The organism is Leptotrichia sp. SK-5 (genome assembly GCF_055387215.1).
In genome coordinates, this window is sequence record NZ_AP028931.1 from 1,454,499 (window position 1) to 1,467,313 (window position 12,815).

At 28.9% G+C, this 12,815-nt stretch carries 13 protein-coding genes and 1 tRNA gene; 3 read left to right on the forward strand and 11 right to left on the reverse strand.

All coding sequences use genetic code 11. The features are described from left to right. Positions 1–80: 80 nt before the first annotated feature. The 3 genes from ACZ5B9_RS07400 to ACZ5B9_RS07410 form a co-directional block, all read right to left on the reverse strand. The gene (locus ACZ5B9_RS07400; RefSeq protein ID WP_464422018.1) at positions 81–776 is read right to left on the reverse strand and encodes a M15 family metallopeptidase; all 696 of its coding nucleotides are present in this window, start codon (positions 774–776) and stop codon (positions 81–83) included. Between the two features lie 320 nt (positions 777–1,096). Next, on the reverse strand, positions 1,097–2,191 hold the full coding sequence (gene mnmA / locus ACZ5B9_RS07405) for a tRNA 2-thiouridine(34) synthase MnmA (protein WP_464422019.1): 1,095 nt from the start codon (positions 2,189–2,191) through the stop codon (positions 1,097–1,099). Positions 2,192–2,374: 183 nt separating this feature from the next. Then, positions 2,375–3,001, reverse strand: coding sequence for a M15 family metallopeptidase (locus tag ACZ5B9_RS07410; RefSeq protein WP_464422020.1), 627 nt, complete (start codon positions 2,999–3,001; stop codon positions 2,375–2,377). Positions 3,002–3,259: 258 nt separating this feature from the next. Here ACZ5B9_RS07410 and ACZ5B9_RS07415 point away from each other — a divergent pair, with 258 nt between their 5' ends. Then, positions 3,260–4,894, forward strand: coding sequence for a malolactic enzyme (locus ACZ5B9_RS07415; protein WP_464422021.1), 1,635 nt, complete (start codon positions 3,260–3,262; stop codon positions 4,892–4,894). 583 nt (positions 4,895–5,477) lie between these two features. Here ACZ5B9_RS07415 and rpmA read toward each other — a convergent pair. The 8 genes from rpmA to ACZ5B9_RS07455 form a co-directional block, all read right to left on the reverse strand. After that, complete coding sequence (gene rpmA, locus ACZ5B9_RS07420) at positions 5,478–5,771, reverse strand: 50S ribosomal protein L27 (protein ID WP_464422022.1); 294 nt, start codon at positions 5,769–5,771, stop codon at positions 5,478–5,480. 78 nt (positions 5,772–5,849) lie between these two features. Continuing rightward, positions 5,850–6,188, reverse strand: coding sequence for a ribosomal-processing cysteine protease Prp (locus tag ACZ5B9_RS07425; protein ID WP_464422023.1), 339 nt, complete (start codon positions 6,186–6,188; stop codon positions 5,850–5,852). Between the two features lie 48 nt (positions 6,189–6,236). Next, positions 6,237–6,545, reverse strand: coding sequence for a 50S ribosomal protein L21 (rplU, locus tag ACZ5B9_RS07430; protein ID WP_021769501.1), 309 nt, complete (start codon positions 6,543–6,545; stop codon positions 6,237–6,239). 114 nt (positions 6,546–6,659) lie between these two features. Beyond that, a tRNA-Ser gene (locus tag ACZ5B9_RS07435) sits at positions 6,660–6,746 on the reverse strand. 109 nt (positions 6,747–6,855) lie between these two features. Further along, positions 6,856–7,626 (reverse strand): SDR family NAD(P)-dependent oxidoreductase, encoded by a 771-nt coding sequence (locus ACZ5B9_RS07440; RefSeq protein WP_464422024.1) that lies wholly within the window; start codon positions 7,624–7,626, stop codon positions 6,856–6,858. A 341-nt stretch (positions 7,627–7,967) separates the two neighbouring features. Then, entirely contained in the window at positions 7,968–8,432 is a 465-nt protein-coding gene (locus ACZ5B9_RS07445) for a hypothetical protein (RefSeq protein WP_464422025.1), read from the reverse strand. 21 nt (positions 8,433–8,453) lie between these two features. Then, a complete protein-coding gene (locus ACZ5B9_RS07450) occupies positions 8,454–9,284 on the reverse strand; it encodes a hypothetical protein (RefSeq protein WP_464422026.1) in 831 nt (276 codons plus the stop codon). Beyond that, positions 9,277–10,551: a hypothetical protein gene (locus tag ACZ5B9_RS07455; protein WP_464422027.1), complete on the reverse strand. Its 1,275-nt coding sequence runs from the start codon at positions 10,549–10,551 to the stop codon at positions 9,277–9,279. Before ACZ5B9_RS07455 ends, ACZ5B9_RS07450 begins: the two co-directional genes overlap by 8 nt. A 223-nt stretch (positions 10,552–10,774) precedes the next feature. On the opposite strand from ACZ5B9_RS07455, the gene udk reads away from it, so the two are divergent. Continuing rightward, positions 10,775–11,422 carry a uridine kinase gene (gene udk, locus ACZ5B9_RS07460; protein ID WP_464422028.1) on the forward strand — a complete coding sequence of 216 codons (648 nt, stop codon included), beginning with the start codon at positions 10,775–10,777 and terminating at the stop codon, positions 11,420–11,422. Positions 11,423–11,473: 51 nt separating this feature from the next. After that, entirely contained in the window at positions 11,474–12,811 is a 1,338-nt protein-coding gene (locus tag ACZ5B9_RS07465; RefSeq protein WP_464423935.1) for an FAD-dependent oxidoreductase, read from the forward strand. Positions 12,812–12,815 lie beyond the last annotated feature (4 nt).

Sequence of the window (12,815 nt, forward strand, 5' to 3'; positions counted from 1 at the left end):
TAAATAAAAAAAAGTACCTTTAACATTTTTATTATACAGTTTTCTAGTACTTTTTTATCTTTATATATAAACTTTTATGATTAAAAGTCAAAATGCATATAATCAGCTCTTGAAAATGCAGCTCCCCAAGTCCATCCCTTCTTAGAAAATGCTTTTACAACATCACCATCCGGTATAATAGAATAAGGATTTATTCCTGGTTCCCATTTTTTACCTACCAATACTTTTCCTTCAACATCTAGCTGAGGATTTTCATCAGGATTTATATCTATTGCACGGCCAGTACTATGAAGACTTTTTAATCCATTAGGACGCCAATTGTATCCTCCTAACGATTTAATAGGAAATTTTTCTGGCCCATTGTATATTTCAGTAAATATACTTTTTACATCTTCTGCTAATAAATTTAATACTTGTACTTTTGCCTTACTTGAAACTTTTTGTCCATTTTTTAATTTCCATATAGGAACTTCAACCCAAACCATATGTCTTATCGCAGTTTCATGAGAAGGATTATCATAAACATCTTGTAATTCTGCATCAATTCTTTCATGATATTCAATATAATATTCCCACATAGGATCATTAACAATTTCTACTTGTGGTGGTATCTGAATATTTTCGCTTTTTGATTGTTTACTATCTGATGTGTTTTTATTTTCTCTATTGCCTGATTTAAATATACCTTGTATTTCATTATAAGCATAAAGTTTATTCTCTATTGACACTATACTAAAAATAGCGAATATTCCTATTAAAAACTTTGATTTTTTCAAATTTGTTCATCTCCTTTATTAAATATTAAAATTAATACATATTAATGAAATATTATTTATAAAATAAGATTATTCAGATTTGTAAAATTGTAATTTGTATAATACAATTTTAGAGATGTTAGTATTTTGATTAGGTATAAACTTTTCTAATATTATTAGAACAATCTTTATGTCATTATACTATCATAACTATTAATTGTCAAGTAATTAAGAAAAATAAAAAAATGTTTTTGTGTTATCTTAAATAGTTATCTAATCTTAATTTTTAATTTATTTCCCATATAACTAATATTATATTTAATACCTTTATAAAATCTAAATCATTTTATAATTTTGTCAATAATTCCTCCACCAAGACAAACTTCACCATCATAAGCAACCACAATCTGTCCCAGCGTTACAGCCTTTTGCGGCTCATCAAAAATCACTTCATATTCATTTTCACTAAGTTTATTAATCACAGCTTTTGTGTCTTTTTGTCTATATCTAAATTTTACAGTACATTCCAACGGAAACTGTACTTCATTTATAAAATTAAAATCTGTTGCGATTAACCCTTTTGAATAAAGTACCGAGTTATCACCCTGTGTTACTATCAGTTCATTTTTTTCCAAATCCTTATCCACAACAAACCAAGGCTCTCCAGTTCCTTCCTTTGTATTTCCAATCCCAATTCCTTTTCTTTGTCCGATTGTGTAATACATAAGTCCATTATGATGCCCTAGCACTTTTCCTTGTGTATTTACAATATTTCCACCCTTTGCTGGCAAGTATTGGGATAAAAATTTATTAAAATCACGTTCTCCAATAAAGCAGATTCCTGTACTGTCTTTTTTCTTCGCTGTTGCCAAGTTATATTTTTCAGCGATTTCACGAATCTGTGGCTTTGTGTATTCTCCCAATGGAAACAGAACTTTTTCCAGTTGATCCTGACTTAACTGGCAAAGAAAATACGTCTGATCTTTGTTATCATCAATTCCTCTTAACATAGTCGATTTGATTTTTCCATCTTTTTCTTCATGAACAATTCTCGCATAATGCCCTGTCGCCACATAATCAGCCCCAAGTTTCATTGCATAGTCCAGAAATGCACGGAATTTGATTTCCTTATTACACATCACATCAGGATTGGGCGTTCTTCCTTTTTTATACTCATCTAGAAAATATTTAAACACTTTGTCCCAATACTCTTTCACAAAATTCACCGAATAATAAGGTATATCCAACTGCTCTGCCACAGCAATCACATCCTTATAATCCTCTTCTGCCATACAGACTCCATTTTCGTCCTTCTCTTCCCAATTCTTCATAAAAACCCCGATTACATCGTAACCCTGTTCTTTAAGCAAAATTGCCGCAACGGAAGAATCAACTCCGCCAGACATTCCTAGAACTACTTTTTTTCTTCTTTCCATAATATTTCCTTTCTCTCTCTATTTCCCAAAATTCAAACTTCTTTCAAACTTCTATTTTTATAAAAATAAGTATACCACAATATTTTATAACAAACAAGGAAAATAATCTCAAATTTATGAAGTAAATAAAAAAAGGTATTCTACTTATTCTGAGAAGACCTTTTTCAATTTTATATTGTATTTTTAATAATTTATAAATTCAAATTCAACTCTAGTTGGGAAATCAAAATGCATATAATCAGGTCTAGTATAATTTGCTCCCCAAACCCATCCTCTACTTGTAAATGCTCTTACTACATCACCTTCAGGAGTTATAGAATAAGGATTTTGATATGGTTCCCATTTTTTCCCCACCAAAACTACTCCATCGGGACTCAATTGAGGATTTTCATCAGGATTTATATCTATTGCACGCCCAAGACTATGAAGACTTTCAATTCCATTCTGACGCCAATTATATCCTCCTACTGATTTAATAGGGAACTTTTCTGGTCCATTATATATTTCTGTGAATATTTCTTTAACCTCATCTGCCAATAGATTCAATACTTGTATTCTTGCTTTACTGGAAACCTTTTTCCCATTTTTTAAATTCCATACAGGTACTTCAACCCAAACCATATGCTTTACAGCAGTTGCATGAGAAGGATTATTATAAACATCTTCTAATTCTGTTTCAATTTTTTCAGTCTTATCATCTGCATACCATTGTCGAAAATTTTGTTCAGCATAAAGTTTACTTCCAGTTCCCATAATTCCTATAATGGAAAATATTCCTATAAATATACTTTTCTTTATATATTTTTTCAATTTTCGTCATCTCCTTTTTTTTAGATATGTTTTTTATATAAAATACATTATATATAATTTATTTTAAATATAAAAGGCTTTTTTCTTTATAATTACTTATAATATTATTAATAATAACATATCAATCAAAATTTGTCAATAAAAAATCAAACTGTATTCACTACAAACAAATTGATTTTCTCACATTTCAGTGCTATACTTATTTTATCAAGCTTATTGCGAAAATAAATTTGAAATATTATTTAGAGGTGATTATTTATGAAATTAAGTTATGAAATTTTAAACAATCCATTTCTTAACAAAGGTACAGCTTTTACAAAAAAGGAAAGAGAAAAATATAGATTATTAGGACTTTTACCACCGTATATTCAAACTATAGATGAACAGGCAAAACAGGCTTATGGACAATTTCTGAAAAAAGACAAGTTAATTGAAAAAAGACATTTCTTAATGGAAATTTTTAATACAAACAGAACATTATTTTATTATTTATTTAGCAAACACGTAGTTGAATTCATGCCAATTGTTTACGATCCTGTAATTGCAGAAAGCATAGAAAATTACAGTGAATTATTTGTAAATCCTCAAAATGCGGCTTATTTGTCAGTAAAAGAACCAGAAAACATAGAAACTATTTTAAAAAATGCTGCTGATAACAGAAAAATTCGTTTAATTGTCGTTACTGATGCAGAAGGAATCCTTGGAATTGGTGACTGGGGAACTAACGGAGTTGACATTTCAGTTGGAAAACTGATGGTTTACACTGCCGCCGCTGGAATTGATCCCGCTACTGTCCTGCCAGTTGTAATTGATGCTGGAACAAATAGAAAAGAGCTGCTGGAAAACGACTTGTATCTAGGAAATAGATTTGAGAGAGTTCGAGGAGATGCATATTATAATTTTATAGACAAATTTGTAAAAACAGCTGAAAAACTTTTCCCAAATTTATATCTTCACTGGGAAGACTTTGGAAGATTAAATGCGGCAAATATTTTAAATAAATATAAAAATGAAATCGCAACTTTTAACGATGATATACAAGGAACTGGAATTATCACTTTAGCCGGAATCTTAGGAGCATTAAAAATTTCAGGTGAAAAGCTTACTGACCAGATTTATATGTGTTTTGGAGCAGGAACTGCGGGAGCTGGAATTGCCAGAAGAATTTTCAATGAAATGGTAGAACAGGGGCTTTCTGAAGAAGAGGCAAAAAAACGGTTTTATCTAGTTGACAGACAAGGCTTATTATTTGAAGACACGGAAGGACTAACTCCAGAACAAATTCCTTTCGCAAGAAAACGGAGTGAATTCACAAATGCAAATGAATTAACTACTTTGGAAGCCGCTGTAAAATCCGTGAGACCAACTATACTTGTTGGAACTTCGACAGTGCCAAATACTTTCACAAAAGAAATAGTTCAAGAAATGGCAAAACACACTGCAAGACCAATAATTTTTCCACTTAGCAACCCAACAAAACTAGCAGAAGCCAGTGCAAAAGATCTTATTGAATGGACAAATGGAAAAGCCCTTGTTGCAACAGGTATCCCATCAGATTCAATAGAACTCAACGGAATTACATACGAAATTGGGCAAGCAAATAATGCTTTAATCTATCCTGGGCTAGGACTTGGAATTATCGCAACAAAATCAAAAATTGTAAACGACAAAATAATCTCAGCGGCCGCACATTCACTAGGTGGAATAATTGACACAACAAAACCTGGAGCTGCCGTACTTCCTCCAGTATCAAAACTGACAGAATTTTCTGAAACAGTGGCACTGGCAGTCGGACAAAGCGTACTAGACCAAAAATTAAATACAGAATCTTTAAACAATTTAAAAGAAGCAATAAAAAATACAAAATGGATTCCTGAATACAAGGATTTTTAATTAATTTTTCCAATTTTTAGGAGTGAAATAAATTCTAAAAACTTAGATACTTACTGCTTATTTGATAAATGAAAAATACATGGATAGAGTAGGATAGGGTTGTAACGAGTTAAAAAATACAGTAAAAAAGATATTTTTTGTTATTAACTACTAAAACAGTAGATTTACACTTATTATAAACTTTTTTTGCAAAGGCTTACTCCCCTTTCTACTAAATAAAAAAATAATATATTTTTATTTCTTTAATAAGTTTAATTTAATTTTTTTCAAAAAAATACTGCATAGTCCTTTAGGTATTATTCATTAAGTTATAGACAACAAAAGATATAAACTAAATTTCAAATGACTTCTTTTACTAAAAAATATGTGTACTTGAACTCATTTAAAATTGAAATACTAAAAATTATATAAATTAAGAGGTTGAGTTAAGTAGTTATAGCTTTTGAGTTCGCTTTTAAAGAAGTTTTATTATAAATCATTAGAAAAATATCTATTAATAAGTATTTATTTTATAAAATTTAAATAAAAAATACTATCCTATTTCTAAGACAGTATTTCAAAAATATATTATACAATTCTGTTATTATGCTTCTACTTTTTCAGGGTAAATGCTTACTCTTTTTTTACCGCTTCCAAAATTTTCAAATTTTACATATCCATCAGTTAATGCGAATAAAGTGTAATCTTTTCCTAATTTAGCGTTAGTTCCTGCGTGAAATTTACTTCCTCTTTGTCTTACAATAATGTTTCCAGCTTTTACAGCTTCTCCATCATATTTTTTTACTCCTAAATATTTAGGGTTAGAATCTCTACCATTTCTAGTTGATCCTTGCCCTTTTTTTGAGGCAAATAACTGTAAGTTTAATTTTAATAACATTTTCCAACCTCCTCGATTTCTTTCTCATATTTTATTTTCTTGGATTTTTCTTAAATCTTTACATTTATAAACCTAGATCTATTTTTTTATTTCTCTAAGTTTTACAAAATTTTTATAACTTTTTGCAACATCTTTCAAATACGAATACATTGATTCAACCAAAATATCTGCATTTTCTAGTTCATCATCAGTCAATCCAGAATTTTTCAAATCACAGGAAATATACCCATCTTCCTCAATAAACTTCAATTTTTTCTTAAGTTTTAAAGTTTCAATAAGTCCATTTACTGTCATTTGCCCTACTGATGAAACAGCTGCACAAATTACATCTTCTCCATATTCTGAAAAATTTGCATGTCCTTTTATTTCAAAATATATTATTTTATTTTTTTGCCTTTGAATTTTTATTTTTATCATTCAAACCACAACAGCTTTCACAATCTAAATTTACATTTAAAAAATACATTAAGCATTGATTGATTTGATTTCAATTGCTGTAAAAGATTGTCTATGCCCTTTTTTTCTGTAGTAAGTTTTTTTGTTATATTTAAAGTTAATTTTTTTATCAGCTTTTCCATGAGATTTAACTGTAGCTACAACTTTAGCTCCTTCTACTACTGGAGTTCCAACTGTTACGTTATCTCCTTCTCCAACTAATAGAACTTCGTTAATTTCGATGTCTGAATCAACATCAGCTGCTAATTTTTCAACTTTTAATACAGTTCCAACTTCTACTTTGTACTGTTTTCCACCTGTTTTAATTACTGCAAACATTTATGTTCACCTCCAAATAATTTATCGCTATCATTGGTATTAGCCACCAATTTTATGCGTATATCTTAATTAGTTTACTATATTTTCACTAATTTGTCAAATTATTTTTATAAATGGCGGAAGTAGAGGGACTCGAACCCACAAGACGTTTAACCGCCCACAGCTTTCCAAGCTGCTGCCATACCATTAGGCGATACTTCCCCTTCAAAAAAATAATTACAAACTATTATACTAAACTTATTTATAAAAGTCAATGAATTTGTTTAGCGGATTTTATACATCTTTACTATGTATTTACTATCTCGGACCATTATTTATTTTGATTTTTTCTGTAAATATTAAATCCAGTCGCCTGATTTGTAGTCATTATTGTAATATCTGAAATTTGTACGTGTTTTGGCTGATTTGCAATATAAACTATTGTATTTGCAATATCTTCTGGCTTCAATGCCTCAATTCCTTCATAAACCTTCTTAGCCTGCTCTGTATTCCCATGAAATCTTACATTACTAAAATTAGTTTCCACAATTCCAGGCTGAACAGTAGTTACTTTAATATTTTTATCTATTGTATCAATCCTAATTCCATCGCTCAAAACCTTTACAGCCGATTTAGTCGCACAATAGACGGCAGCTCCTGCATAAGCATAAATTCCAGCAGTTGAGCCAATATTTATAATATGCCCCTCATCATTTTCAACCATGCTTGGTAGAATTTGTCTTGTAACATATAACAGACCTTTTATATTAGTGTCTATCATTCGTTCAATATCTACAATATCATATTCCTGAAATTTATCCAGTCCCAAGGCAAGTCCTGCATTATTCACAAGAATATCCACCTTTTTCACATCATCCAATATTTTTTTTGTAAATTTTACAACATCGTTATATTTAGTAACATCCAATACAAAAATATATGCGTTAGTTCCATATTTTCTATCAATATCAATCTTTATTTCCTTCAATTTATCCGCATTTCTAGCACACAAAATCACATTATCCCCATTTTTCGCAAAGGCATAAGCTGTTTCCTTCCCAATTCCACTTGTAGCTCCAGTAATAAAAATATTTCTATTCATAAAAACTCATCTCCTCTAGTTTTATTTTTATTTTAGACAAATTGTTTTGTGCTAATATAAATTACAAATTTCTAATATATTATACCTTTAAAAACTTACATCTCAAAATATTTTTATAAAAATTATGGCAATTATTATAACCAAAGAAGTATCAACAATCATTTTTTCAAAATAAAGTTTATTTTTATCAATTTACTTGATGTAATTCAATTAAAACTGTCGTGATTTTTTGGAAATAAAATTGATTGTTCGAGCGAAGTTTCACGTAGCGAGTTTCGATTTTATTTTCAAAAAATGCTTAGACTAGCCAGGATGCAGGGGTATGGCGATGATACCCCTGCTTAAACAATATCAAGTTTATTTTTTTGATGAAATTTTTGTCTCAACTTCAGCTTAAAAATTCCTATCCCTTTTTCAATGCTCATTTCCTCTGAAAAATTATACACAAACATATTTGTAAATTTCAAATCCATTTTTTTATTTGAACCCAAATCAACAAACATTTCCAAATTTCTGTAATCACTTTTTTCCAGATAGGATTCTGCCCATTCTACTAAATCTATTATATTCTTTTTATTTTTTTCATACAAATCATCATTTATGCTCTCATTTTCTACATTATTTCCTGTATTTTCCAAGTTTGAAATGATTTTTCCAATTATTTCCATTTCTACTGTGCTTCTGCTATTTGCAAGATTTGTATCTTCTGCAAGTCCAATTTTATATTTCACTTCCATAATTTCATCTTCACTTACATTTATTTCCTTTTTGTTTTCCTCATCTGTAATCTTCAATCTATATTTCATTTATTCCACCCCTTCATTTTTCTAAAAAACTGCTATTTCATCGATTTTTGCTGTTTCATCAACATTTACAACTCCAAAATGATTTTCCCAAAATACTTTTAATTCCATTCCAAGTTCCAGGAACAGTAATTCCAAAGTTTTTATTTTTGCAATATTTACCTTATTTTTGGGTTTATTTATATAAACTATTATTTTATTTTTTTCTGATTTTTGTCTATAAATAAGAGAATCAATAAAAAAATATTTTATTCCCAATCTAAAATTTTTCATGCAATTTACATTATTTATTTTTTCATTATAAATTAAAAGTGCTATATATTGCTGTTCTTCGCTATTCAAAAGTAAAAAATACTTTTTCAAGCTTATTCCTAGGATTCCTTTTTTTATATCTTCTGAAATTTTTTCACAAATAACACCAATTACCGTTGTTCCACTAACAAAATCAAGTTCCTGCAAATAATTTATCACATTATTTTCAATATTTTTCTTAAAATTTCTTAAAACTGATATATTTTCCTTTTCTTCTTTAGCTATGTTATTCCTACGTCTAAAACTATTTATTTTAGATTCTTTTTTAGGTACATTCACCATTGTCAGATTTTTAATTTTAGTATCTTTCTCCAGTTTATTTTCAAATTCAAAAAAATTATCATAATAATTAACAAAACTAGTAAAAATCTTATTAAATCTCACATAAGGATTCACTTTTACAGTCTTGTTTTTTTCAAATTTATTATTCAAAAAATCTGCATTTACCTCAATATATGCCGAAATATTATTTGCCAGTTCAAATTGCACATTTGGAGGAACTGCCCATATATATGTATATCCTTTTTTATTTTTATTAGCCATATAGATACCCCCTGCATTCAAATTCATTATAATCATTCTGAATTTCTGAAATCAAAAAACTTACCTTATCTTCTGAATAATCATCAAAATCCTTTATTTCCACAAATAAATTCATCTTTGGCTTTTTATCAGAATATCCCTTTTGAAAATCATTTTTCAAACTTTCATTACAGTCATAAGTATCTAAATTTTTTTCAATATTTTCTTTAAAATTAATATCTTTTAACAAAATTTTATCTTTTATAAATTCATATTCCAAAAAATATTTTTCTAAAAATGCACGGCTTCTAGTATTTCTATTTTTTGTTTGAATTTTATCAATAAAGCTCTTATTTCTAAAATTTGTAAAATGAAAATAATCTTCTTGATTCTCGCTATTTTTTCCATAAAGTTCAAGAATTTTTCTACATTTTTCGATTGGCTTTACTGAAAATATATACCAAATATCGCCTGTATTTTTCTTTGAAAGAATATTTAATTTGTTTTTCCCGCTGTAATAGCAACACAAAATATCTCCATTTTCATGATTTGATATCAAAATCTGTTCATCATTTTCAAAATTTATTGTATATTCAAAAGATAGGTCAATTTTGGTCGGACGTACAAAGATAGTGCTTATAATCCTCTTCTTTTCAATATTCCAAAGCAATTCCCTGCCTCTTAGAATTTTTTCCTGAATTTCTTCAAAATCATAAGTAATCTCATATTCTCCATTTTGAATTTTCTCCAAAATATCCTGCGAGATGTCAAAGCCGTACTCAGCTAGTTTAACCCTATAACACCTCATAAAATGTGCCATGTTAATAGTTTTCCATTTTTTTCCATTGAGTTCAAAAGAATTATGCAATTTCTTTATTTCATCAAAATATCTTTCATCTTTTATAAGCCTTACCTTAATCTCATAATTATCTCCATCAATGTCTATCCACCCAAAAAATTCCCTTTCCAGAACTTCCTCAATCTTATGCAAGCTCAAATTCAAATATACATTTTCCAAATAAATATCCTTATAATTCTCATCAAGAATATCTATTTTATCAACTACAGGAAAAAAAACTCCATCCATCTTAAATACATCTTCTTTTTCCGCTAATACCGTTTCAACAAAAATATCTTCATATTCGGAAATTTTATTAATTTTTGCTTCTAAAAACTTATCTTTGATTTCTCGAAACCTCTCCTCCATCTCCAAATTCAACTCAAAAAACATCTCTCTTAAAGTTTTTCCAAGCATTTCCTTCTCAAAAATTTCATTCTCTCTATTCATAACCCCTCCAATATTTAACTATATTTTAATTTTATCATATAATTAAATTTTTTTCAAACATTTTTATTAAATTTTTAATTTTAAAAAAATATAAAATTTTAAACTTTTACATTATTGTAAAACTGTAAAAAAAATGCTAAAATTATTTAAAAACTATAACAAGATACAAGTCTTCTAAAAAAAATCAAAAAATACTAAAATCTATTTGGGAGGAAATATTTTTATGAGCTATCAAACTATAATTGTCGGAATTGCTGGAGGTACTGGTTCTGGTAAGACTAGCGTTACTCAAGCCATAATTAAAAACTTGGAAAAAACAGGTATTTACTCAATTTTGCTTGAACAGGATTCATATTACAAGAGAAATGATCATTTGACTTATGAAGAGCGAACTGCATTGAATTATGATCATCCAGATGCAATTGACTTTGACTTGCTTGAAAAGCATATACTTGCATTGAAGGATGGAAAATCTATTGAAAAGCCTATTTATGATTTTCAGGTTCATAACAGAGTTGATGAGACTCAGCATATTGAGCCTGCAAATATAATTATTGTTGAAGGAATTTTAGTCCTTGCGATTGCAAAAATTAGAAATCTTTTCGATACAAAGATTTTTGTTGATACTGATGATGATGAAAGGCTTTTAAGAAGAATTGAACGGGATTTAAACGAGCGGGCAAGAAGTTTTGAAAGTGTAAAAAATCAGTACATAAATACAGTAAAACCGATGCATTTGGAATTTGTTGAACCTTCCAAAAGATATGCAGATGTTATAATTCCACGTGGGAAAGATAACAAAGTAGGTATAAATATGGTAGCAAGCAGACTTAGGTATCTATTTAATAAAATGAATCAAGAACAAAAATAACAAAAAATGAAAGGAGTGTATGATTTTATAAATTATCATGCAAAAAATATTATGAAAATAGTTGTAATCGGAGGCGGAGCAGCTGGAATGATGTTTTCGACTCAATATAAAAAAGCAAATCCTGAAGATGAGGTTATTTTATTTGAAAAATCATCTTATGTGGCTTGGGCTGGATGTCCAACACCTTATTTCATTGCTGATGAATTGAAAAAAAGTGATGTTCTGCACGGAACACCAGAAGATTTTATAAAGCGTGGAATTGATGTGAAAATTCATCACGAAGTTACAGAAATTAACTTTGAAAATAAAACTGTAACAGTAAAAGGCGATGAAATCAATGGAATTATCTTTTACGACAAACTGGTAATTGCTGTTGGGGCAAAATCATTTGTGCCAAATATTACTGGATACTCGAAGGATTTGGAAAATGTGTTTACTCTATCTCACGCAGAACATGCCTTTAAAATAAAAGATTATCTTAACGAAAATAAATCAAAATTAAAAAATGCAGTTGTCGTAGGAGCTGGATTCATTGGGCTTGAAATGGCTGAATCATTTAGAAAAAATGGATTAAATGTTACACTGATTGAAAAAGCTGATCAAATTTTTCCAAATGTTTCTGAAAACTTGAAAAAAAGAATTTATAAAGAAATAGAAAATAATGATGTTGAATTAAAATTAAACTCTGGCGTTTCAGAAATTATTTCTGAAAATAATGTAGCAAAATCAGTAAAACTGGATAATGGCGAAACTGTAGACTTTGATATTGCATTATTTAGTATCGGAATTACTCCAAACATTGATTTCTTACCGAAAGAATTAAAAACTGATTCTGGAAAAATTGTTGTAAATGATAAATTTGAGACAAATATTAAAGACGTGTATGCAATTGGAGATTGTATTTTTAATAAATATTACAAAACAAACAGAAATTTATACGCTCCATTTGGAGATGTGGCAAACAAGCATGGAATGTTCCTTGCAAAACATCTGTCTGGAAAAAACGTTAGCTGGAAAGGGTTAATCCGTTCTTTTGCAACCTCATTCTATGATGTAAAACTAGCACAAACTGGACTTTCCCTAAAAGAGGCCCTGCAATTAGGATACAATGCTGATATAGTTTCAATGAAAGCAATGTATAAAAATTCTGGCTTTGAAGACTCTGTTCCTGCAAGTGCCGAAATTATTTACGACAAAGATAAAAAAATTGTTCTTGGTGGAGCAATGGCAGGAAAAGAAGCAGTAGCACAATTTGTAGATCAAATGGCCATTGTTATTGCTCTTGAAACACCTATTGAAAAATTCATAGAAATTGACTTTGCATATTCCCCAACAAATGCAAGTGTTTGGAATCCGTTATTAGTAACATATAGAAAAGTTATTAAATAAAACA

What these genes read in the sequence shown, in the direction of transcription:
- mnmA (WP_464422019.1), bottom strand. Translation starts at nt 2,191, where the DNA reads ATGGAAAGAAGAAAAAAAGTAGTTCTAGGAATGTCTGGCGGAGTTGAT.
- ACZ5B9_RS07415 (WP_464422021.1), top strand. Translation starts at nt 3,260, where the DNA reads ATGAAATTAAGTTATGAAATTTTAAACAATCCATTTCTTAACAAAGGT.
- rpmA (WP_464422022.1), bottom strand. Translation starts at nt 5,771, where the DNA reads ATGTTATTAAAATTAAACTTACAGTTATTTGCCTCAAAAAAAGGGCAA.
- ACZ5B9_RS07425 (WP_464422023.1), bottom strand. Translation starts at nt 6,188, where the DNA reads ATGATAAAAATAAAAATTCAAAGGCAAAAAAATAAAATAATATATTTT.
- rplU (WP_021769501.1), bottom strand. Translation starts at nt 6,545, where the DNA reads ATGTTTGCAGTAATTAAAACAGGTGGAAAACAGTACAAAGTAGAAGTT.
- ACZ5B9_RS07440 (WP_464422024.1), bottom strand. Translation starts at nt 7,626, where the DNA reads ATGAATAGAAATATTTTTATTACTGGAGCTACAAGTGGAATTGGGAAG.
- ACZ5B9_RS07445 (WP_464422025.1), bottom strand. Translation starts at nt 8,432, where the DNA reads ATGAAATATAGATTGAAGATTACAGATGAGGAAAACAAAAAGGAAATA.
- ACZ5B9_RS07450 (WP_464422026.1), bottom strand. Translation starts at nt 9,284, where the DNA reads ATGGCTAATAAAAATAAAAAAGGATATACATATATATGGGCAGTTCCT.
- ACZ5B9_RS07455 (WP_464422027.1), bottom strand. Translation starts at nt 10,551, where the DNA reads ATGAATAGAGAGAATGAAATTTTTGAGAAGGAAATGCTTGGAAAAACT.
- udk (WP_464422028.1), top strand. Translation starts at nt 10,775, where the DNA reads ATGAGCTATCAAACTATAATTGTCGGAATTGCTGGAGGTACTGGTTCT.
- ACZ5B9_RS07465 (WP_464423935.1), top strand. Translation starts at nt 11,474, where the DNA reads ATGAAAATAGTTGTAATCGGAGGCGGAGCAGCTGGAATGATGTTTTCG.